Source organism: Pseudomonas rubra (genome assembly GCF_028656935.1).
GTDB lineage: Bacteria > Pseudomonadota > Gammaproteobacteria > Pseudomonadales > Pseudomonadaceae > Aquipseudomonas > Aquipseudomonas rubra.
On sequence record NZ_JAMDGZ010000027.1, the window covers coordinates 40,269 to 62,133 of the forward strand.

Annotated in this window: 20 protein-coding genes and 2 tRNA genes; 8 read left to right on the forward strand and 14 right to left on the reverse strand. The window is 61.4% G+C overall.

Translation table 11 applies throughout. The features are described 5' to 3' along the window. The first annotated feature begins 4 nt into the window (after positions 1–4). Positions 5–472 (forward strand): recombination regulator RecX, encoded by a 468-nt coding sequence (gene recX, locus M5G17_RS13615; protein ID WP_130263504.1) that lies wholly within the window; start codon positions 5–7, stop codon positions 470–472. Positions 473–634: 162 nt separating this feature from the next. On the opposite strand, the gene M5G17_RS13620 is transcribed toward recX, so the two are convergent. After that, on the reverse strand, positions 635–1,753 hold the full coding sequence (locus tag M5G17_RS13620; RefSeq protein ID WP_273893434.1) for an LOG family protein: 1,119 nt from the start codon (positions 1,751–1,753) through the stop codon (positions 635–637). Positions 1,754–2,147: 394 nt separating this feature from the next. Between M5G17_RS13620 and M5G17_RS13625 the strand changes: the two genes are divergently transcribed. Then, positions 2,148–2,348, forward strand: a complete 201-nt coding sequence (locus tag M5G17_RS13625) for a hypothetical protein (protein ID WP_273893435.1) — start codon at positions 2,148–2,150, stop codon at positions 2,346–2,348. A gap of 5 nt (positions 2,349–2,353) precedes the next feature. On the opposite strand, the gene M5G17_RS13630 is transcribed toward M5G17_RS13625, so the two are convergent. Then, the gene (locus M5G17_RS13630; RefSeq protein ID WP_273893436.1) at positions 2,354–2,770 is read right to left on the reverse strand and encodes a quorum-sensing-regulated virulence factor family protein; all 417 of its coding nucleotides are present in this window, start codon (positions 2,768–2,770) and stop codon (positions 2,354–2,356) included. Between the two features lie 237 nt (positions 2,771–3,007). On the opposite strand from M5G17_RS13630, the gene M5G17_RS13635 reads away from it, so the two are divergent. The 3 genes from M5G17_RS13635 to M5G17_RS13645 all read left to right on the forward strand — a co-directional run bounded on the left by M5G17_RS13635 (position 3,008) and on the right by M5G17_RS13645 (position 5,070). Next, complete coding sequence (locus M5G17_RS13635) at positions 3,008–3,718, forward strand: tRNA-uridine aminocarboxypropyltransferase (protein ID WP_273893437.1); 711 nt, start codon at positions 3,008–3,010, stop codon at positions 3,716–3,718. Between the two features lie 260 nt (positions 3,719–3,978). Beyond that, complete coding sequence (gene erdR, locus M5G17_RS13640; protein ID WP_130263509.1) at positions 3,979–4,629, forward strand: response regulator transcription factor ErdR; 651 nt, start codon at positions 3,979–3,981, stop codon at positions 4,627–4,629. Between the two features lie 75 nt (positions 4,630–4,704). Continuing rightward, entirely contained in the window at positions 4,705–5,070 is a 366-nt protein-coding gene (locus M5G17_RS13645; protein ID WP_273893438.1) for a diacylglycerol kinase, read from the forward strand. Here M5G17_RS13645 and M5G17_RS13650 read toward each other — a convergent pair. Next, positions 5,067–5,993, reverse strand: coding sequence for a LysR family transcriptional regulator (locus M5G17_RS13650; protein ID WP_273893439.1), 927 nt, complete (start codon positions 5,991–5,993; stop codon positions 5,067–5,069). The genes M5G17_RS13645 and M5G17_RS13650 overlap by 4 nt on opposite strands. A 119-nt stretch (positions 5,994–6,112) precedes the next feature. Between M5G17_RS13650 and fpr the strand changes: the two genes are divergently transcribed. Continuing rightward, positions 6,113–6,892: a ferredoxin-NADP reductase gene (gene fpr, locus M5G17_RS13655; RefSeq protein ID WP_007908723.1), complete on the forward strand. Its 780-nt coding sequence runs from the start codon at positions 6,113–6,115 to the stop codon at positions 6,890–6,892. Between the two features lie 287 nt (positions 6,893–7,179). Here the strand turns inward: fpr and tsaA are convergent, their stop codons facing one another. From tsaA to rimO, 5 genes are all read right to left on the reverse strand, one after another. After that, positions 7,180–7,875 (reverse strand): tRNA (N6-threonylcarbamoyladenosine(37)-N6)-methyltransferase TrmO, encoded by a 696-nt coding sequence (gene tsaA, locus M5G17_RS13660; RefSeq protein ID WP_273893440.1) that lies wholly within the window; start codon positions 7,873–7,875, stop codon positions 7,180–7,182. A gap of 7 nt (positions 7,876–7,882) precedes the next feature. Beyond that, entirely contained in the window at positions 7,883–8,344 is a 462-nt protein-coding gene (locus M5G17_RS13665; protein ID WP_273893441.1) for a YehS family protein, read from the reverse strand. Between the two features lie 49 nt (positions 8,345–8,393). Beyond that, a complete protein-coding gene (locus M5G17_RS13670; RefSeq protein WP_130263514.1) occupies positions 8,394–9,104 on the reverse strand; it encodes an rRNA pseudouridine synthase in 711 nt (236 codons plus the stop codon). Positions 9,105–9,234: 130 nt separating this feature from the next. Beyond that, positions 9,235–9,705, reverse strand: a complete 471-nt coding sequence (locus M5G17_RS13675) for a GNAT family N-acetyltransferase (RefSeq protein WP_273893442.1) — start codon at positions 9,703–9,705, stop codon at positions 9,235–9,237. 89 nt (positions 9,706–9,794) lie between these two features. Beyond that, positions 9,795–11,132 carry a 30S ribosomal protein S12 methylthiotransferase RimO gene (gene rimO, locus M5G17_RS13680; RefSeq protein WP_273893443.1) on the reverse strand — a complete coding sequence of 446 codons (1,338 nt, stop codon included), beginning with the start codon at positions 11,130–11,132 and terminating at the stop codon, positions 9,795–9,797. 266 nt (positions 11,133–11,398) lie between these two features. On the opposite strand from rimO, the gene M5G17_RS13685 reads away from it, so the two are divergent. Further along, entirely contained in the window at positions 11,399–13,297 is a 1,899-nt protein-coding gene (locus M5G17_RS13685; protein WP_273893444.1) for a potassium transporter Kup, read from the forward strand. A gap of 72 nt (positions 13,298–13,369) precedes the next feature. Here the strand turns inward: M5G17_RS13685 and M5G17_RS13690 are convergent, their stop codons facing one another. The 4 genes from M5G17_RS13690 to M5G17_RS13705 form a co-directional block, all read right to left on the reverse strand. Continuing rightward, positions 13,370–14,665, reverse strand: coding sequence for a virulence factor family protein (locus M5G17_RS13690; RefSeq protein ID WP_273893445.1), 1,296 nt, complete (start codon positions 14,663–14,665; stop codon positions 13,370–13,372). Beyond that, positions 14,665–17,307 carry a bifunctional lysylphosphatidylglycerol flippase/synthetase MprF gene (gene mprF, locus M5G17_RS13695; RefSeq protein WP_273893446.1) on the reverse strand — a complete coding sequence of 881 codons (2,643 nt, stop codon included), beginning with the start codon at positions 17,305–17,307 and terminating at the stop codon, positions 14,665–14,667. The genes M5G17_RS13690 and mprF overlap by 1 nt, the downstream gene beginning before the upstream one ends. Positions 17,308–17,530: 223 nt before the next feature. Continuing rightward, positions 17,531–17,607 (reverse strand) — tRNA-Met (locus M5G17_RS13700). A 131-nt stretch (positions 17,608–17,738) separates the two neighbouring features. Further along, positions 17,739–17,815 (reverse strand) — tRNA-Met (locus M5G17_RS13705). Between the two features lie 218 nt (positions 17,816–18,033). On the opposite strand from M5G17_RS13705, the gene dinB reads away from it, so the two are divergent. Continuing rightward, positions 18,034–19,098, forward strand: a complete 1,065-nt coding sequence (gene dinB, locus M5G17_RS13710; RefSeq protein WP_273893447.1) for a DNA polymerase IV — start codon at positions 18,034–18,036, stop codon at positions 19,096–19,098. A 45-nt stretch (positions 19,099–19,143) separates the two neighbouring features. Here dinB and M5G17_RS13715 read toward each other — a convergent pair whose 3' ends face one another. Both M5G17_RS13715 and M5G17_RS13720 read right to left on the reverse strand, forming a co-directional pair. Then, positions 19,144–20,097 carry a hypothetical protein gene (locus M5G17_RS13715; protein ID WP_273893448.1) on the reverse strand — a complete coding sequence of 318 codons (954 nt, stop codon included), beginning with the start codon at positions 20,095–20,097 and terminating at the stop codon, positions 19,144–19,146. An 18-nt stretch (positions 20,098–20,115) separates the two neighbouring features. Further along, on the reverse strand, positions 20,116–21,831 hold the full coding sequence (locus tag M5G17_RS13720) for a proline--tRNA ligase (RefSeq protein WP_273893449.1): 1,716 nt from the start codon (positions 21,829–21,831) through the stop codon (positions 20,116–20,118). Between the last annotated feature and the right edge of the window lie 34 nt (positions 21,832–21,865).

The window sequence follows — 21,865 nt, forward strand, 5'->3', positions numbered from 1 at the left end:
CCCCATGTCCGCCGTACTCGATACCCCCGTCGCCGTCAGGCGGACAGCCATGGACCTGCTCGCACGTCGCGAGCACGGTCGAGTCGAGCTGACGCGCAAGTTGCGTCAGCGTGGCGCTTCCCCCGAATTGATTGATCAGGAGCTCGACCGTCTGACGGAAGAGGGCCTGCTCAGTGAAGCCCGTTATCTGGAAAGCTTTATCAGCTACCGTTCTCGCTCAGGCTATGGCCCCGCGCGTATTCGCGAAGAGCTGGGCCAGCGCGGTCTGCACCGTGGTGATATCGACCAGGCCCTGCGTGAATGTGGGGTGGACTGGTCAGCCCGGTTGCTGGAGGTCTGGCAGCGCAAGTTTGCTGGCCAACTGCCCATCGATCCGCGCAGCCGCGCACAGCAAACCCGTTTTCTGGTTTACCGTGGCTTTTCCATGGAGTCGGTCGGCCGCCTGTTGAGCGGCCGAGGGCTGGACGACTGAGCGACGCTAGGGCTGCACGAAATATCGCCGAGCGGCGCTTAGGCAAGGCGAAAACAGGCGAGGAACGGCGGGGGTCGCGCACGACTTTACTGGCTGTCAATGAGCATTCCGAGCCTGTTTTCAACGCAGCATAAGTGTCGCGCAGGCATATTTCGTGCAGCCCTAGGTGACTTTTAGTGCCTCGCGTGCCCTTTGGGTAGTGTGCATCGGTTGAGGCTTGGCCCAGTTCTCCGAGAGGTTTATGAAGTCCACCAGCTCGCGCAGGCGTCCCTGGTCACGCCCGTTGAAGGCGAAGGTCAGGCGCGTCAGGTGGCTGAAGCGGGCCTCGTCATGCTGCTCGCCACCATAGGCGTGCTGGTAGAAGTTGCCACTCAGGCGCAAATCAGCAAAGCCTTCCTGCACGTCAAACAGCGCGGCTTCGCTCAGAGGGTGCTGCATGCGGATCACAAACTGGTTTTTCAGCCAGCGGCTGGAGTGGTAGTTGCTGTAGAACTGGTTGATTTCCTCCACCGCCTCGTCGGCGCTGTACACCAGGCGCAGCAGTTTCATGTCGCTGGGCAGGATATAGCGGTTCTCTTCCAGTTGGCGGGTGATGAAGTTCAGGGCTTCCTGCCAGAAGCTGCCACCGGGTGAGTCCAGCAAAACGATCGGCACCAGCGGGCTTTTACCGGTCTGGATCAGCGTGAGCACTTCCAGCGCTTCATCCAGCGTACCGAACCCACCCGGGCACAGTACCAGGGCATCGGCTTCTTTGACGAAAAACAGCTTGCGAATGAAGAAGAAGTGGAACGGCAGCAACTTGTCGGTGCCATCCACCGTGGCATTGGCGTGTTGCTCGAAGGGCAGGGTGATGTTGAAACCCAAACTGTGCTCCACGCCTGCGCCTTCATGGGCGGCGGCCATGATGCCGCCACCGGCGCCGGTAATGACCATCAGGTTCGAGCGTGCCAGGGTCGCCCCCAGTTCCCGGGCCAAGGCGTACATCGGGTGTTCGACCGGGGTGCGGGCCGAGCCAAACACCGTGACCTTGCGGCGGCCCTTGTATTGTTCGAGGGTGCGAAAGGCATGATCGAGCTCACGCAGGGCCTGCAGGGTGATCTTGGCGTTCCAGCGGTTGCGGTCATCATGTGCCATGCGCAGGACGGTCAGCATCATGTCGCGGTACAGCGGCAGGTTGGGGCTGTTTGGCGCAACCAGGCTCAGTTGCTCATCGATCTTGCTCAGGTCGATGTCGTTGTTCTTGAAGTGACTCGATAGCAGTTCGTTCGGTTTGTAAGGCATTCAAACGTCTCCTTCTGCAGCAAAACCTCTGACCGGGTGGCAATGCGCTACCCGGCCGCGACACTGCATGTGTCGCTGGCTGCCGTGGCTCGAGTGTGGCCCCCGAGCATTGCAGTAGACCTGCAAGGTCTTATCGCAGTGGTAATGGGTCCATACAACTTATTGTTGTTCAACGCTGCACGTGCATCGCAGCACGTCGATGGGCAACCCCCTTTGCTTGCCCGAAAAGTATGGGATGGTTGCTATCAATCTAGACCCTGGCGCGGGTTTATGCAGAAGGGTTCCACTGCGTTCGCTGCCGACGGCAGGACCACTCGTCAGCTGGGATCCAATCATTGCGCAGGTCTGGTTAACTGAAGTTCAGCGAGTTCGCGCGGTGCAGGGAGGCTGCAGCATGCAACGGCTTAACCTGGAGCTTGACGAGCAGTTGTTCCGGTTGCTCGAGAATGCGGCGCAGGCCAATAACCTGAGCCTTGAACAGGAGTGCCTGCGACGGCTGGGGGGAGGGGAGCGGCACTCGCGGTACATCCAGGCCCTGGTGGCAGAACTGCGCGCCGATGAAAAACAGCGGCGCGACAGGGAACGGGTAGCCTAGAGCCGTTACTTCTTGAGCTTCAGGCCACAGCTGGCGGCATTGAATGCCTGTTCGCTGACTGGGCGGTTGGTCTTGTACTCGGTGAAGCGATAGGTCAGCACCGCGCCTTTTTCCAGCAGTTGGCGGTAACCGGTGTTCTTGCACACGCTATCACCCAGTTGGCTGCGCACGCGGTTCGGGTCGGCCTGCATTTTTTGCGCATGGCTAGGGAGCACGCTCAGGTGATTGATCAGTTGCTTGCCTTCAACGGTGTAGCCCTGATCGAGGATGTCCTCGTTGATCGCCCGCGGCGTGCCGACGCTGCTTTGTGTGGCAACTTGTTGCAGCATTTTGCTTAGCTCGAATTCCTGCTTGGAGGCGGCGTTGGCTGCCAGAGGCAAGGCGAGCAACAGGCTCAGGGACGGGGCGATGAAGCGCAGCATGAATCTCTCCTGGTTCGGTAACTGGCAGTTGGACCGACAACGGCGCGCGGTGTTCCGTCACGGGCGCAACGGCAATGCCAGCGGGTAGCGACAGGCTGAGGATTATAGGGGAGTCGGCGCGCTTGCTGCACGGCAAATCCCCTCAACCCGTCGGCAGGCTCTGATAAACTGCGCGGGTTTTCCGTCTTGCCGAGTCCGTGCAGTGTCATCCCTTTCTTGCCCACGTTGTGCCCAGCCATGAGCCATGCCGTATCGCGCCTGCGCGCCGAGCGCCTGGCGCACAGTGTCAAACCCTTCGTTGCCCGCGGTGCCCGGGCGCCCCGCTGCCCTAAGTGTCGGGTGATTTTCAGTTACTGCCTGTGCGCCTGGCGCCCGCTGGTGCCGACCGATTCGGGCATGTGCCTGTTGATGCATGACACCGAGCCCTTGAAACCGACCAACACCGGCTGGCTGATCGCTGACCTGATTGCCGATACCTCGGCGTTTGGCTGGCAGCGTACGGCGGTCGATGAAGCGTTGCTGGCACTGCTCGACGATCCGCAGTGGCAGCCCTATATCGTGTTTCCTGGCGAGTTCGTCGAGCCTGAGCGGGTGGTCAGCGAGGTCGTGCGTACGCCGGGCAAGCGTCCTTTGTTCATTCTGCTGGATGCCACCTGGACCGAAGCACGCAAGATGTTTCGCAAGAGCCCGTACCTCAATCGCTTTCCGGTATTGAGCCTGCAACCTGAGCAGATCTCGCGCTATCGCTTGCGTCGCTCCAAGCGTGACGATCACTTCTGCACCGCCGAAGTGGCGGCCATGTGCCTGGAACTGGCCGGCGACAATCGCGCGGCCCAAGCGCTGGATGCGTACCTGGATGTATTCACCACCCACTACCTGAGCGCCAAGCATCAACTGCCGCTGGATGAGCACGATAGCGTGCACCAGCGTTTGCATACCTTCCTATAGTACAAGGGGCAGGCGCGTCACTTTGCTTCATAATGGCCAGATTGGTGGCCAGGGTGGGCGAGCATGGGGGGTGTTGAACTTGACCACCCGGTCCTGGCTCGGCATCCTTGGCGCCGATTCGGGCACAACGAAGGCTTGAAACGCTGTTTTTCCTGGCCTCGACGTGCCTTTGGGTTTGCGGCGTTGCCGTAAGCCTCGTGTTGCCCGCCAGGCGCTTATCCTTCCTTCCTGCGCCTGCACAGAACAGGATCATTAGATCGATGGCCACATACGAAATCCTGATAGCCGATGACCACCCGCTGTTTCGCAGTGCGCTGCGCCAGGCTGTTACCTTGGGCCTGGGCCCTGATGTGCGCCTGGTAGAAGTAGCGAGCATCGCCGAGCTGGAAACCCGCCTGAGCGAGAAGGCCGACTGGGACCTGGTTCTACTGGACCTGAACATGCCGGGCGCCTACGGCTTTTCCGGGCTGGTGCTGTTGCGCGGGCAGTACCCGCAGATTCCGGTGGTAATGGTGTCGGCGCAGGAAGAAGCAGCGGTAGTGGTCAAGTCGCGGGAGTTCGGCGCCAGCGGTTTCATTCCCAAATCAAGCTCGCTGGAAGTGATTCAGGACGCTGTGCAGAAGATTCTGGACGGTGAGGTCTGGTGGCCGCCGCAAGCGTTCGAGAAGGTCGATGTGTCCGCTGAGGCCAAGGCCGCCAGCGAGGGCCTGGCCAGCCTTACCCCACAGCAGTTCCGGGTGCTGACCATGGTCTGCGAAGGTTTGCTGAACAAGCAGATCGCCTATGAGTTGAGCGTCTCGGAAGCGACCATCAAGGCCCACGTGACGGCGATTTTCCGCAAGCTTGGCGTGCGTACCCGTACACAGGCCGCCTTGTTGCTGCAACAACTGGAATCGGTTTCAGCCAGCTAAGGCCATTGGCCTTCACGCTTTTTTGACCCGATCTACACTAGCCTGCAGCACGTTCAGTGGATGAAGTGAGTTTTTATGTCGTCGCCTTTCAAGGGCCAGACCGGTCTCAAACGTATTTTCAATGCCGCCGGCTATTCGTTCGACGGCCTGCGCGCCGCGTTCACCGGTGAGGCGGCGTTCCGTCAACTGGTGCTGCTCAACGTCATATTGATCCCGGTGGCATTCTGGCTGGATGTCAGTCGCGCCGAGCGGGCGATCCTGATCGCCGTGTGCTTGCTGGGGCTGATCGTCGAGCTGCTGAATTCGGCGGTGGAGGCGGCGATCGATCGTATCTCCCTCGATCGCCACCCGTTGTCGAAGAACGCCAAGGACATGGGCAGCGCCGCCCAGTTCGTGGCCTTGAGCATGGTCGGCCTGACCTGGGCGGTAATTCTGCTCTAAGCGATGGTTGGCAGGACGATTTCGTCACTGCGGCTGACGCCAGCAGTAAAGCTGCGGCACAGCTCGAGAAACTCGCGCATGGCGGTCGTCTGGTATTTCTGCTTGTGCCAGATAAAGTAGAACTGCCGGGCCAGGTCCAGCTCGGAGGTTTCCACCGGCACCAGGCTGCCGCGACGAAAGGCATCGCGCAGGGCCAGGCGCGAGATACAGCCGATTCCCAAGCCCGACTCGACCGCCCGCTTGATCGCTTCGGTGTGTTCCAGCTCCAGGCGGATATTGAGGGTCGAGCGGTGATGACGCATGGCCTGGTCAAAGGTCAGGCGGGTGCCCGAGCCTTGTTCACGCAGGATCCAGGCCTCATGAGTGAGGTCTTCCATGCTCGCCTGGCCGCGTTTTGCCAACGGGTGCTGGGGCGCACAGAACACCACCAGCTCATCTTCGACCCAAGGCTGCACTTCCAGATTCGGGTGGTTGCAGTCACCTTCGATTAGACCCAGATCAATTTCGTAATGGGCAACCTGTTGCACGATATGCGCAGTGTTCTGTACATGCAGCTTGACCTGGCTTTCCGGGTGGACCTGCATGAAACTGCCGATTAGCAGCGTGGCCAGGTAGTTGCCAATGGTCAGGGTGGCGCCCACCGCCAGCGAGCCAAAGCCGGACTTGCCGTTGAGCAGGTCCTCGATTTCCTTGGCCTGGTCGAGCAGGGCGACCGCCTGGGGCAGCAGTTGATGGCCCAGGGCGTTGAGGCTCAGGCGTTTGCCGGCGCGGTCAAACAGCTGGCAACTGGACTGGCGCTCAAGTTCGGTGATCGAGGTACTGGCGGCCGATTGCGATAGCGCCAGTATTCCAGCGGCCCGCGAGACGCTTTGGTACTGGGCCACGGCAACGAACACCTGGAGCTGGCGAAGGGTAAATCGCATATCTATATAACCGATAAGACATATCTTGATAATTCAGTTAACAGATATTGTCGCTGGCACTAAACTATTGCGCAATCGCGCTCTCGCTTAGCGCCGCGTTTTTCTTCAGGAGCCCGTACATGAGCAACATGAACCACGAACGTGTCCTCAGTGTTCACCACTGGAACGACACCCTGTTCAGCTTCAAGTGCACCCGCGATCCGGGCTTGCGCTTCGAGAACGGTCAGTTCGTGATGATCGGCCTGCAACAGCCAAACGGCCGCCCGCTCATGCGCGCCTACTCGATTGCCAGCCCGAACTGGGAAGAGCATCTGGAGTTCTTCAGCATCAAGGTGCAGGACGGCCCACTGACCTCGCAGTTGCAGCACCTGAAGGAAGGCGATGAAATCATCATCAGCAAGAAGCCTACCGGCACCCTGGTGCTCGACGACCTGAACCCGGGCAAGCACCTGTACCTGCTCAGCACCGGCACTGGCCTGGCGCCGTTCATGAGCGTCATCCAGGACCCGGAAACCTACGAGCGCTTCGAAAAAGTGATCCTGGTTCACGGCGTACGCTACGTCAACGAAGTCGCTTACCGCGAGTTCATCACCGAGCACCTGCCGCAGAACGAGTTCTTCGGCGAAGCGCTGCGTGACAAGCTGATCTACTACCCGACCGTGACCCGCGAGCCGTTCGAGAACCAGGGCCGCCTGACCGACCTGATGCGCAGCGGCAAGCTGTTCAGCGACATCGGCCTGCCACCGATCAACCCGCAGGACGACCGTGCAATGATCTGCGGTAGCCCAAGCATGCTCGACGAGACCAGCGAAGTGCTCGACAGCTTCGGCCTGAAGATCTCGGCCCGTATGCGCGAGCCGGGTGACTACCTGATCGAGCGTGCATTCGTCGAGAAGTAAGCAGTACCGACACAAGAAAGCAGGCCTCGGCCTGCTTTTTTTGTACCTGTAGGAGCGGGCTTGCCCCGCGATTGGAGATACCTGAAGCGTTGACGATACTGGCCTCATCGCGGCATAGGTATCTACACATCTCTAATCCTGATCGATGAAGATGGCTCCTGGTTAGGCACGCATATCAAGAGCCAATAGGCTGACTTGCTAGAGATGTGTAGATACCGATGCTCATCGCGGGGCAAGCCCGCTCCCACTCGCTCGTCATTCAGCGCTTGTGAAAAGCAGGACAGTGCCTACAGATCTTTCACCACTTCCAGCACCCGGATCTGATCCGCTTGCGGGTAGTGCCAGCGCACCTGTACATCCCAGAACTTCACCCCATACACGCGCTCGGGTGGCGGTATCTGGTAGGCCGGGCGCGGGTCCTGGGCCAGACATTGCTCGATTAGCTCAAGCAACGGCTCACAAAGGCGCAGGCCATGCTCGCGGGCCTGGATCAAGGCAGCATCGCTCCAGTTCACCGCGATCGGTGCAGGCGGCGCGTCTGCCATCTGGTTGACCGCTGTGCTCAAGGCATCGGCATAGGGCACGTAGGGTTTGATGTCGAGCACCGGTGTGCCATCGAGCAGGTCGATGCCCGACAACCACAAGCGGCCAGCCTCGACCTTTTCCAGCCGGACTACCGACTGACCGATGCCGTTGGGCCGGTGGGTTGCGCGAGTGGCGAACACGCCCATGGACTTGTTGCCGCCCAGCCGTGGTGGGCGCACCTTCAGCCGTGGCTTGTCTTCCAGGGCCTGGTGAAACAGGAACAGCAGCCAGACGTGGCTGACCTGTTCCAGGCCGGCCACTGCCTCGCCAGTGTCGTAGGGTGGCAGTAGCTCCAGCACCCCACGGGCGGCCGGCGCCAATTGCGGCTGGCGCGGAATGGCAAACTTTTCCTTGAAGCAGGAGCGGACGTAGCCGACCGGTGCGACGCTGTAGTTCATCGCCGGCTCAGCCACGAACCCGCAGGGTCAGGCCCTTGAGGAAGTTACGTAGCAACTGGTCGCCGCAGGGGCGATAGTTGTTGTGCCCGACCTTGCGGAACAAGGCGCTGAGTTCCGGTTTTGACACCGGGAAGTCGGCGGCCTTGAGGATTGCGTGCAGGTCGTCTTCCTTCAGCTCGAAGGCTACGCGCAGCTTTTTCATGACGATGTTGTTGGTCACTGGCAGCTCGATCGGCAGCGGCGGACGGCTGTCGTCCTTGCCGCGCTTGAAGATCACCAGGCCATCGAGAAAGTGGGCGATGACCTCGTCGGGGCAACGCACGAACCCTTCCTCTTCTTCCTTCTTGAGGTAGGAGGCGATATCGGCGGTTGACACGTCGAAACCGCTCAGCTTGATGATGTCGGTGAGCTTGGCGTCGTTGACGTCCAGCAGGTAGCGCAGGCTGCGCAGGGCATCGTTGTGAATCATGGGGACAATCCTGTTCAGGGGCGCCGCCTGAGTGACGGCGCCATGTTGCTTAGAATTTTTCGCTGGCTGCCAGGTAGCGCCACTGGCCCAGTGGCAGCTTGCTCATGGCGACGCCGCCGAGGCGGATCCGGCGCATGCTCACCGGGGTGACCCCGACACTGCTGCAGAGCAGGTTGATGAGCCCGGCTGGCGGGTTTTTCAGAACCATGCGCAAGCGTGTTTCGTTCTGCCAGCTGGCCTTGATCTTCGGCAGTTCGTTGCCTTTCCAGTTGAAGCCGCGATTGAGCCGCTCCAGGCCATGGGCAATCATATCGCCACTGACTTCGACGATGTATTCCTGCTCCAGTTTGGCCAGGTCGGCGCTGAGCTTGCGGGTAATCCGCCAGTCCTGGGTAAACACCTGCAGGCCGCTGGCGCCTTCCTGAAGCGGCGCAGCACAGCTCAGGCGGGCGAAGTGCGCCCTGAGCGGGCGGCGGCTGTAGCTGTGCTCGGGCGACAGGCTGTCGGCACCGATGCTGGCGCAGGCGCTGTCGAGGTCGAGGTCGGCCGGCTGGTTGAGCAGCAGGGTGACCGGCTCCAGCGCTTCGGCCTTGGCGCCGGGGCGCAATTCGACCTTGTGTTCGGTGACCTTGAACTGCGGTTCGTCGATCACGGTGCCGTTAACGGTAACCCAGCCGCCCTCGATGTACAGTTCGGCCTCCCGCCGGGAGCAACCGACCAGTTCGATGAGGCGTTTGGAAAGGCGAATGGGTTCAGACATGACGACAGCCGTAGGCACAGGGAAAGGTGCCTATTGTAACTGCCTGGACGGGCTTGGGGCCGGGAACATTCTTTGATCCGGCCATTAATCTTCAGTTTGGCGGTATTTCGGAGGTGGATTACATAGTCCTTCAGCCGGTGCGGACAGACTGCGTACGAATTAGCCTCATGTGGAGTAGGGGGTAGGGTTGCCCCATGCCGTCTGTTTCCGAGCGACCGACCACTTCAAAGCCCTGGCGCAGGTAGAAGCCCAGGGCCTGGGCGTTCTGCTCGTTGACGTCCAGTTGCTCGGCGTGCAGCTCATCGATGGCCACCCGCAGCAGCCGCGAGCCCAGGCCCTGGCCACGTGCCTGGGGGTCGATGAAGAGCATTTCCACCCGCCCGCAGGCGACCCCGGCAAAGCCGCGGATTCGTTGTCTGGGATCCTTGCAGCAGATCAGCATCACCGCGTCCAGGTACTGGCTCAGCAGCAGCTCGCGCAGCAGACAGATATAACTGTCGGGAAGAAAGTCGTGGGTGGCGCGCACCGATGCCTCCCACACGCGTACAAGCTCCGGGTAGTCGCTGAAGCTGGGCGTCTGCACGGTGATGTGCCTGCGCATTGCGGTGGTCTCCTCGGGGCAATTGAGGAAACGATAGTTGTAAAAAAAGGCCCCGCCATCGCTGGCAGGGCTTTTTTAACAGCGCCGAATCAGATCGGTTCGGCCCACATGTCGTACTCGTCGGCGTCGGTCACCCGGCAACGCACTGTGTCACCCGGCTTGAAGCCGTGGCTGCCGTCGATGAACACATTGCCGTCGATTTCCGGGGCATCGAAGAAGCTGCGACCGACCGAGCCTTCGTCTTCGACTTCATCGATCAGTACGTCGATTTCCTTGCCGATGCGCAGTTGCAGGCGCGCGGTGCTGATCGCCTGCTGGTGGGCCATGAAGCGGTCCCAGCGCTCCTGCTTGATGTCATCCGGTACGTCGTCCAGGCCCAGGTCGTTGGCCGGGGCGCCTTCGACCGGGGAATACTGGAAGCAGCCAACGCGATCGAGCTGGGCTTCGGTCAGCCAGTCCAGCAGGTACTGGAAGTCTTCCTCGGTTTCACCCGGGAAGCCGACGATGAAGGTTGAACGGATCACCAGCTCAGGGCACTGTTCGCGCCAATTCTTGATGCGTGCCAGGGTGCGGTCTTCGAACGCCGGGCGTTTCATCGACTTGAGCACTTTGGGGCTGGCGTGCTGGAACGGGATGTCCAGGTACGGCAGGATCTTGCCGGCTGCCATCAGCGGGATCACGTCGTCTACGTTCGGGTACGGGTAGACGTAGTGCAGGCGCACCCAGGCGCCCAGGCTGCTCAGCGCTTCACACAGCTCGAGCATGCGCGTCTTGACCGGGCGACCGTTCCAGAAGTCGGTCTTGTACTTGACGTCAACACCATAGGCGCTGGTGTCCTGGGAGATCACCAGGATCTCCTTGACCCCGGCCTTGACCAGGCGCTCGGCCTCGCTCAGCACTTCGCCGACCGGGCGGCTGACCAGTTTGCCGCGCATCGACGGGATGATGCAGAAGCTGCAGCTATGGTTGCAGCCTTCGGAAATCTTCAGGTAGGCGTAGTGGCGCGGGGTCAGCTTGACGCCCTGGGGCGGCACCAGGTCGATCAACGGGTTGTGGTCCTGGCGCGGCGGCACGACTTCGTGCACGGCGTTGACCACCTGCTCGTACTGTTGCGGGCCGGTCACCGACAACACGCTCGGGTGGACGTCGCGGATGCTGCCTTCCTCGACACCCATGCAGCCGGTGACGATGACCTTGCCGTTTTCCTTGATGGCTTCGCCAATCACTTCCAAGGATTCGGCCTTGGCGCTGTCGATGAAGCCGCAGGTGTTGACCACCACCACGTCGGCGTCCTCGTAGGTGGGCACGACTTCATAACCTTCCATGCGCAGCTGGGTCAGGATGCGCTCGGAATCGACCAGGGCCTTGGGGCAACCCAGGGATACGAAGCCGACCTTGGGCGCGGTGGGCATAGGGGTGGTGGACATGACTAACCTCGGTATTGAAGGGTTTGCCGGCCATGGCAGCGGGCAAACCTGACGGGCGCTTTGGGCGCCTCTGATCAAAAAGTGCGCAATTCTAGCGAGCGCAAAGTCACTTGACCAGCAGAAATACGACGAACGCTCAGCTATGCTTCGCGGCGATATGCCTGTGTTTGCATCGGGCTAAGGCCGCTGCGGCGCTGCAGGTGCGTAAAGCATAGCGTCCGGGGTGAATTTTACCGGCTCACAAGGCCTGGTTGCGGGAGTGGTGGATGGTTCAGGCAAGCAGTCAGACTGATACCGGGCATTCGTCGGCCAAGCCGCTGAGCTTGCTGGTGGCGGCGGTGGGGGTGGTCTATGGCGATATCGGCACCAGCCCCTTGTACACCCTCAAAGAAGTGTTTTCCGGTGGTTATGGCGTGCCGGTCAACCACGATGGCGTGCTCGGTATCCTGGCGCTGATCCTCTGGTCGCTGATCTGGGTGGTATCGATCAAGTACGTGGTGTTCATCCTGCGCGCCGACAACCAGGGCGAAGGCGGCATTATGGCCCTTACCGCCCTGGCCCGACGTGCCTCGGCGCCGTACCCGAAACTCAAGGCACTGATGGTTGGCTGTGGTCTGATCGGCGCGGCGCTGTTCTATGGCGATAGCATGATCACCCCGGCAATCTCGGTGTTGTCGGCGGTAGAGGGTTTGGAACTGGCGTTTGACGGCATCGATCACTGGGTGATTCCAGTGGCGTTGATCGTGCTGGTCGCGCTGTTCCTGATCCAGAAGCATGGCACTGCGCGCATCGGCATTCTCTTCGGGCCGGTAATGGTCACCTGGTTCGTGGTACTTGGCGCCCTGGGTGTACATGGCATCCTTCAGAGCCCGGAAGTGCTCAAGGCCTTCAATCCGGTCTGGGCGGTGCGTTTCTTTATCGTCCACCCGGGCATGGGCGTGGCGATTCTCGGCGCCGTAGTGCTGGCCCTGACCGGCGCCGAAGCGCTGTATGCCGACATGGGCCACTTTGGCCGCAAGCCCATTGCCCGCGCCTGGTTCGCCCTGGTGCTGCCGGCGCTGGTACTCAACTACTTCGGGCAGGGCGCATTGTTGCTGCAGAACCCTGAGGCGGCACGCAATCCGTTCTATTTGCTGGCGCCAGGTTGGGCGCTGATACCGTTGGTCGGTTTGTCTACCCTGGCCACCGTAATTGCCTCTCAGGCGGTGATTTCCGGGGCTTTCTCCCTGACCCGGCAGGCCATTCAACTGGGCTATGTGCCACGCATGCAGATCCAGCACACCTCCAGTGACGAGCAGGGGCAGATCTATATTGGCGCGGTGAACTGGTCGCTGATGGTCGGGGTGATCCTGCTGGTGATCGGCTTCGAGTCTTCTGGTGCGCTGGCCTCGGCCTATGGCGTGGCGGTGACCGGGACCATGCTGATGACCACCTTGCTGGTGTCCACGGTGATGCTGCTGTTGTGGAAATGGCCGCCGTTGCTGGCGGTACCGGTGCTGTTGGGCTTTTTGCTGGTCGATGGCCTGTTTTTCGCCGCCAACGTGCCCAAGGTGGTGCAGGGCGGGGCCTTTCCGGTGCTGGCGGGGATCGTCCTGTTTGTCCTGATGACCACCTGGAAGCGCGGCAAGCAAATCCTCGTCGAGCGCCTGGACGAAGGCAGCCTGCCGTTGCCCTTGTTCATCGGCAGCATTCGCGTGCAGCCGCCGCACCGGGTCGAGGGTACGGCAGTGTTTCTCAGCGCGCGGCCTGATGCGGTGCCTCATGCGTTGTTGCATAACATGCTGCACAACCAGGTCCTGCATAAGCAGGTGGTGCTGTTGACCGTGGTCAGCGAGGACACGCCGCGGGTAGCGGCCCAGCAGCGCTTTGAAGTGGAAGCCTATGGCGAGGGTTTTTATCGGGTGTTGCTGCACTTTGGCTTCATGGACGAACCGGATGTGCCGGCGGCGTTGAAGCTGTGCCATCTGGAAGGGCTGGACTTCAGCCCGATGCGCACCACCTATTTCCTCAGCCGCGAGACGGTGATCGCCTCGCGACTGGTGGGCATGTCGCGCTGGCGGGGCTTGCTGTTTGCCTTTTTGCTGAAGAACGCTAACGGTAATTTGCGCTTCTTCAATTTGCCGTTGAACCGGGTGATCGAGCTGGGGACTCAAGTCGAAATCTGAGGCGCCATCGCGGGACAAGCCCGCTCCTGCAGTAGCACTTTGTAGGAGCGGGCTTGTCCCGCGATGGGGCGTTCAGTTCTGTTCCGCGACGCTGGTCTTGCCCTGGCGGTTCTCGATATCGCCGATCAAGCGCTTGGCCAGCGCCGGGTAGTTCTCGTCAAAGTGGTGCCCACCGGGCAGCTTCAGGCGCTCGCCAACGGCGCTGTGGTCGGTGCAGCCACTCTCGTCTGCCTCTTCCTCGCCGTACACGCAAACCACCTTGGAGGCCGGCAGCCTGGCCATTTCCGGGCCAGTGGGCGCTTCCTTGCCGGCGTTGCCCAGCCAGCCCTCGACCTCGATCTCGAAGCTGCCGCTGCGGGCAAAGGCCAGCAGGATCACCGCATCGATACGTTGCTGGTCTTCGGCTGGCAGGCGGTTATAGATCGCTGGCAGCACATCGGCACCAAACGAGTAACCGGTCAGCACAAAGCGTTTGGTGCCCCATTTCTGCCGGTAATGCTGCATCAGCTCGGATAGGTCGATGGCGCTCTGTTCCGGGGTCTTGTGCTGCCAGTAGTAACGCAGGGTGTCGATGCCGACCACCGGGTAGCCGAGCTTGGCCATCTCCCCGGCCACGTCGCGGTCCAGGTCACGCCAGCCACCGTCACCGGACAGGAACAGGGTCACGGTGTCGGTGGTTTGTCCGGCGGGCACTTCGACCACAGGGATGCTCATGGCGTTGCCATCTTCGCCTACCAGCGCCTGGGTCAGTTGTGCCTTGAGCACTTGCGGCAGGTGAATGTCGTAGTCGCTGATGCTGGTTTCGGCGTTCGGCTGGTCACGCACGAAGGCGGCGCTGGCGTCGTCCGGGTTGTCGTTCCAGACCACGCTCCAGTGACCGTGGGCAGCGGACTTGGGCAGTGGGGTGGCGCAGCCGGGCTGTTCGAGGGTGAAGTCCACCGAGATCGCCTGGGCCTTGTCATCACTCTGCTGGGCCAGCCAACGCCAGGCCTGGGCTGCGCCTGGGCCGATACCGGCCACCAGGGTCGGGGCGCCCTTGAGTTGCTGCAGGGCTTGCTGCAGGGCCTGTTGCTGCTTGCTGCAATCGGCGGGCGGAAGGATTACCTGGACCATCTGTGCTTCACCGCTCTGGCTCAGATCGAGCAACTGCTTCTCGCTCAAGGCCTGCTCCTGGGGCACGGCGATCGCCACCCGGGCCTTGGCCTGGGTGCCCGGGTTGACCTTTATCAGGCTGCTGCCATCGCTCAGGTTCAGGTGCTCAAGGGTGGCTTCAGGTGCCGGGCGCGTCCACAGCCAGAAGCCCAGGGCAGCGGCCAATAGGGCGAGTAGCAGGGGAACCAATACATACAGCCAGTAGCGTCGAATCATCAGCGTTTCACCAATCCAGTCAGGCCGCCCGCGATCAGGGCGGCGGTATCGGCCAGTGCCACCAGCGGATCGAGTCCGGCCGGCACGGCCATATAACGAGGTTCCCAGTCCGGTTGGAACTTGTCTTTGAAGCGGCGCAGGCCCTGGAAGTTGTACAGCTGCTCACCGCGCTGGAACACCATCGAGCCCAGGCGTTGGGTCAAGGGCGCGCCGCGCCGTGGTTGCAGCCCAGAGAGTGGCACCATGCCCAGGCTGAAGCGGCCATAACCGTGCTGCTTATAGTGTTGGATCAGGCCGATCATCATGAATTCCATGGTCAGCTTCGGCGCGTCGGGGTGGGCACGCATCAGATCAAGGCTGGCCAGCTCCAGTCCGCGTGTTTCCAGCAAGTTGGCAAACGCCACCGGCCGGCCTTCGAAGCGGATCAGGGCAATGCGAAAGTGCTGCAGGTAGTCGGGGCTGAAGCGGCCGAGGGAGAAGCCTTTCTCGCGCACGTTCTTGCCGCTGAGCCAGGCATCGGAAATGCTCTTGAGCTCGTGCAATGGCGCCTGTCCGGGTTCGTGAACTTCCAGGCTGAGGCCATCGCGGCCACCCCGGTTCCAGGTGTAGCGCAGGTCTTTCATCTCCTTGCCCTTGGCTTCCAGGTCAAAGCGCTTGAGGTCTACCCGGGCTTCTTCGCCCAGTTTGATCGCGGTCAGGCCGATGTCCATATAGAACGGCAGGTTCTCGGCGCGGACCTGGTAGAACACCGGGCGGGCATGGTGCACATCGCACAGGTCGCGGAATTGCCAGATCATCTCGGCGCGTTCATGGGCCGGGCCGATCGGGTCATACAGCGCCACCAGGCTGCGGCCGCGGCGGGCATACATGAGAAAGGCATCGTTGTTGGGGTGAAACAGCAACGCTTTGTCGCCGGTCAGTGCCAGGCCGCCGTCAGGCTGGTCGGATGCTTGCAGGATGGCATTGGCGCGTTGCAGTTCCTCGGCGCTGGGCAAGTGAATCACCGGACGGGCAGTGCGCAGCAACCAGGTCAGGGCGACGATCACCAGCAGCACCGCACTGCCCAGGGCCGAGCGCAGGCCGCGTGGAGCATCGGCGTCGAGGGTGAACTGCCACCACAGTTGGTGGCTGTAGGGCACATCCTGATAGGCAAACAGCAACAGCCACACCGAGGCGCCCAGTACGCAGGCACTGGCGGCAAGGTAAACCGGTGAGAACGGTAGTTCGAGCAAGCGGCTGGGACGGTAGAACGAACGGCGGAAGACTGCCAGCAAGCAGGCGGTGAAGGTCAGGATGCTGGCCTCTTCCCAGTCGAAGCCTTTGAGCAGCGAGAGCAGAGCGCCGACCAGCAGCAGGATGGTGGTCAGGATCCAGGCCGCCGACAGGCGCCGCCGCAGGCCTTGAGCCAGCAGCAGGCACAGCACGCCAATCAGGCTGGCGCCGAAATGCGAGGCATCAATCAGCCGGTGTGGCACCAAAAAGCCCAGGTGCTCCAGGCGCTCGTCGATTTCCGGCGTGGCCCCGGAGAACAGCAGCACCACACCAGACAGAAACACCAGTACCGCCAGCACTGGCGCCGCCAGGCCGGAAGCGGCCCGGATCGCCTGCTGGGCAAACAGCAAGCGCCGGGCTTCGCTGGCAAGCAGCAGGATGCAGGCCAGCAGCAGCGGCAGCACCACATAGATCAGGCGATAGAGTAGCAGTGCGGCAGCCAGTGGCGCGGCGCCCAGCTTGTCGGCAAAGGCTGCCAGCAGGATCGCCTCGAACACCCCGACGCCCCCAGGCACATGGCTGAGAACTCCGGCGGCCAGGGCCAGCAGGTAGACCAGCAGGAAGGCGCCAAAGGGCGGAGCCTCTGGCAACAGCAGGTAAAGCACGGTGGCGGCAGCGGCAACATCAAGGGCAGTAATGAGCAACTGCAACAGGGTCAGGCGTGCACCTGGCAAGCGCAAAGTGCGCCGGCCTACTTGCACCAGCAGGTTGTCTGCCAGGGGTTGTTCGGGCAGCCGTCGACGGTACAGCCCGTAGACCAGCGCCGCGCTCAGGCCCAGTACTGCCAGGGCGATCGCTGCCAACAGCGCAGGCGCGAGGTGCAAGGCCGAAGCGGCAGCAGGCAGGTTGCTCAAGGTCGCTAGGGCCGCGAGCGGCGGCAGAGCGCAGCCCAGGGAAAGGCTGGCGAACAGGGTCATCCGCGCCACTTCCGCGGCACCGATGCCGTGACGGGCATACAGGCGATAGCGTACCGACCCCCCGGACAGCAGCGACAGGCCAATGGCATTGCCGATGGCAAAGGCGCTGAAGCCGCCCATCACCAGGGTGCGCGGCGGCAACTGCACGCCGGCATAGCGGCTGGCCGACCACTCATAACCAAGCAGAATGACAAAGCCGATCACCGTGGCCAGCAACGCACCGATCAGCGATGTGGGCGGCACACTGAGCAGCGAATCATGCAGGGCATAGATGTCCAGTTCGCTAAGCAAGTGGCGGCAGGCGATCAGGGCAACGGTAAACAGCAGCAAGGTCACGCCCAGGCCGATCGGCTGGCGATACTTGCTCAGGCGCTCAAGCCAGCGCAAGCGATGCTCGGCAATCGGTAGTGCGGCAGTAACGGGGGCTTGTGTTTCAGGTGTCTGGGTGCGCATCAACCACCTCGTGGCTTGCGCGCGACAGCTAGGCTGTATCCGGTCAAAGTACCAATCCCTATGGATGCGTGATGTCCGATATGATCGGGCCGCTGAGCACCTTGAGGATAGTTAAAGAAGTTTCATATTGCCTGAGCGGCGGTGCGCGATAGCGCGAAAGGGAATGACCTGAATTGCAGACGCAAAAAAGGCCGCTTTTTTCAAAGTGGCCTTTTCTGTTGTTTGGTTGCGGGAGCCGGATTTGAACCGACGACCTTCGGGTTATGAGCCCGACGAGCTACCAGACTGCTCCATCCCGCGTCTGTGGGGCGGATTCTACAGCGTTGAGCTTTGCTGTCAACGCTTAATTGTTGATTTACAATAAAAAAGTGCCTGGGACTTTATTTCAGGCAAAGAAAAAGGCCACTCGTTAGAGTGGCCTTTCCTTGATTTGGTTGCGGGAGCCGGATTTGAACCGACGACCTTCGGGTTATGAGCCCGACGAGCTACCAGACTGCTCCATCCCGCGTCTGTGGTGCTGATTCTACAGTTCTGCCTGTGGCTGTCAATAGCTAATTTTCAGAAATCCTTTTTCCTTCAATCGCTTAGCGTCTGGAAAATGGGCTGCGGGGCAGCAGGGGCGGGCCTTGCAGGGCGTCTTCGAGGCGAAAAATTAGTTGTGATGCATGGCGCACGATCGGGTGAGATACTGCTTACATCACTTTAAACCTGTACTTACGTTCACTTATGTCCCAACGCAAGATCATCCATATCGACTGCGATTGCTTCTACGCCGCCATCGAGATGCGCGACGACCCGCGCCTGGTTGGCCGGCCGCTGGCAGTAGGTGGTTCGGCGGAGCGCCGGGGGGTGATCGCCACGTGTAACTATGAGGCGCGGGCCTACGGGGTGCGTTCGGCGATGTCTTCGCGTCACGCGCTCAAGTTGTGCCCGGACCTGCTGATCGTCAAGCCACGTATGGATGCCTATAAAGAAGCCTCGCGAGAAATCCACGGCATCTTTCGCCAGTACACCGACCTGATCGAGCCGCTGTCGCTGGACGAGGCGTACCTGGATGTGTCGCAAAGCACCTGGTTCGATGGCAGCGCCACGCGCATTGCCGCGGACATTCGCCGGCGGGTTGCCCAGCAACTGCACATCACCGTCTCGGCCGGCGTTGCGCCGAACAAGTTCCTGGCCAAGATTGCCAGTGACTGGCGCAAGCCCAACGGCCTGTTTGTGGTTACCCCTAATGAAATCGAGGACTTCGTTGCCGCCTTGCCGGTGAGCAAGCTGCACGGGGTAGGCAAGGTTACCGCCGACAAGATGGGCCGCCTGGGCATCATCACTTGTCTGCAATTGCGCGACTGGAGTCGCCTGGCCCTGGCCCGTGAGTTCGGCAGTTTTGGCGAGCGGCTATGGGGGCTGGCGCGAGGGATCGACGATCGTCCGGTGCACAACGACAGCCGTCGCCAGTCGGTCAGTGTGGAAAACACCTACGATACCGATCTACCGGACCTGGCCAGTTGCCTGGAAAAGCTTCCGGAGCTGATGGAAACCCTTGCCGGGCGCATGGCGCGTATCGACGACAGCTATCGCCCGGGCAAGCCGTTCGTCAAAGTGAAGTTCCATGATTTCAGCCAGACCACCCTTGAGCAGTCGGGGGCAGGGCGCGACCTGGGCAGCTATCAGCAATTGCTCAGCCAGGCCTTTGCCCGAGGTGGCAAACCGGTGAGGTTGTTGGGTATCGGCGTGCGCTTGCAGGATTTGCGCGGTGCCCATGAACAGCTGGAGCTGTTCATGCTGGAGTGAGGGGGTTAGCGCCAACAGGTTGGCGCTAACCGGATGATGCGGGGGTCAGTGCGCGCCGGGATCGGCGACCAGGCGGCCGGCGTCTTTGGTCAGCGCCTTGAGGAATTCCTCTTGCAGCTCCGGATCATTGCGGGTCAGTTCGATCAGGCTCTGCTCCAGTTCGCTGGCTTCCTCTTCCAGGCCCAGCTCCGACAGGCGCTTGACCCGGTGCACCCACTGGCTGACTTCATCGTCTTCCAGGTCGTCGAAAATCAGCTCGTGGGCTTCCACCAGTTTGCCGCGCAGGCTGGCGCTGATCAGCAGGCTGGCATCGCCACGTACATTGTTGTCTTCATCGGCGACCTGCAGGTGCAGGGTGCCGATATGGGTGAGGTTCTGCTCGCTGAACGGGCTGTCGAGCAGGTTCAGGTGCAGCACGCCGTTGCGGTCGGTGGTCAGCTCGTGGTTGACCTTGCCGGCCTTGACGGTGACCGGTCGTTCACTCCACGGCACGCTGGTGTATTCCTGACGCTTGTCCTTCTGCACCTCGGTGATACCCGCCAGGTTCTGCTGGGCACGGCCGTTGGACTGAGCGTTCATGAACGGGTTGAGGCCGTCGAAACCATAGCGCAACCAGTCATGGGTCACGCTGTCGGGCAGGTTGCCCAGGGCAAAGACGTTGACCACGTTGGCGCCGACGCCGGCAACCACCGCCACCGCGCCCAGCGGAATCTCGTAGACTTCGCGCCAGGGCTGGTAAGGCGTATAGCGATCATAGCGACGGGTAACTTCGAACTCGGTGACTTCGAAATTCTTCTGTTCGTGAATGCGCACACGCCGTTGCGGCAGCTCGAGTACCTTGGGGTCCCCGACATCGATCTGCAGGCTGTGTTCGAGCAGCTTGCGCTCGATGCGCTCCTCGTGTTCGCTGCGCTGGGACATCTGGTTGGCGCAACCGCTGAGGAACAGGGCGCCGCACAGTGCGGCGCCCCCCAGGTTGATGGTACTTCGCTTGAACATGATTACTCTTGCGTTGGCTTAGCGACGAATGCGGGCTTGCAGGAACGACAGCACCTGGGCCACTGGCAGCGGCTGTGCGTCACGCTCGGTGCGGTGCTTGTATTCCAGGTTGCCATCGGCCAGGCCGCGATCGCTGATCACGATGCGGTGCGGGATACCGATCAGTTCCATGTCGGCGAACTTGATCCCCGGGCTGGTCTTCTTGTCACGGTCGTCCAGCAGCACTTCGAAACCGGCAGCGGTCAGTTCGGCGTACAGCTTGTCGGTCGCTTCGCGAACCTGTTCGGTTTCATAGCGCAGCGGCACCAGGGCGATCTGGAATGGTGCCAGGGCGTCGCTCCAGATGATGCCGTTGTCGTCGTAGTTCTGCTCGATGGCAGCAGCCACCACGCGCGATACGCCGATGCCGTAGCAACCCATGCTCAGGGTCACCGGCTTGCCGTTCTCGCCCAGTACCTGGCACTTGAGTGCCTCGCTGTACTTGGTGCCGAGCTGGAAGATATGCCCGACTTCGATGCCGCGCTTGATCACCAGGGTGCCCTGGCCATCCGGGCTTGGGTCGCCTGCGACGACGTTGCGCAGGTCGGCCACTTGCGGAACCGGCAGGTCACGCTCCCAGTTGACGCCAAAATAGTGCTTGTCGTCGATGTTGGCACCGATGCCAAAGTCGCTCATCAGCGCGACCGAGCGGTCGATGATGCACGGCAGCGGCAGGTTCAATGGGCCGAGGGAACCGGCACCGGCGCCAATGGCGTCGCGCAGTTCATCGTCGGTGGCCATGACCAGCGGGCTGGCAACCTCTGGCAGGTTGGCGGCCTTGATTTCGTTCAGTTCATGGTCGCCACGCACGATCAGGGCAATCAGCTTGCCCTCTTCGGCAGCGTGGACGATCAGGGTCTTGACGGTCTTTTCGATCGCCAGGTCATAGTTGTCGACCAACTGGGTGATGGTCTTGGCGTCCGGGGTGTAGACCAGGCGCAGTTCTTCGGTCGGCGCAGGGCGCACGGTTTCCCGTGGAATGGCCTCGGCTTTCTCGATGTTGGCGGCGTAGTCGGAGCTGTCGCTGAAGATCACATCGTCTTCACCGGACTCGGCCAGCACGTGGAATTCGTGGGAGTAGCTGCCACCGATCGAGCCGGTATCAGCCTGCACTGGGCGGAAGTCCAGGCCCAGGCGGGTAAAGATGTTGCTGTAGGCCAGGTGCATGCGATCGTAGGTTTCCTGGAGGGAAGCAGGATCGGCATGGAAGGAGTAGGCGTCCTTCATGATGAACTCGCGACCACGCATCAGGCCGAAGCGCGGACGGATCTCGTCACGGAACTTGGTCTGGATCTGGTACATGTTCAGTGGCAGCTGTTTATAGCTGTTGAGCTCGTTACGGGCCAGGTCAGTGATGACCTCTTCGTGGGTCGGCCCCACGCAGAACTCGCGACCGTGGCGGTCCTTGAGGCGCAGCAGCTCAGGGCCGTACTGTTCCCAGCGTCCGGACTCCTGCCACAGCTCGGCAGGCTGGATGGCCGGCATCAGCACTTCCAGGGCGCCAGCGGCGTTCATTTCCTCGCGGACCACGGCTTCGACCTTGCGCATCACCCGCAGGCCCATCGGCAGCCAGGTGTAGAGGCCGGAGGCAAGCTTGCGGATCATGCCGGCACGCAGCATCAGCTGGTGGCTGATGACGACCGCGTCGGAAGGGGTTTCTTTTTGAGTAGCGAGCAAATATTGACTGGTGCGCATGGGAGGCCGTTGTCGGTTGCTTAAGACTTTGAAT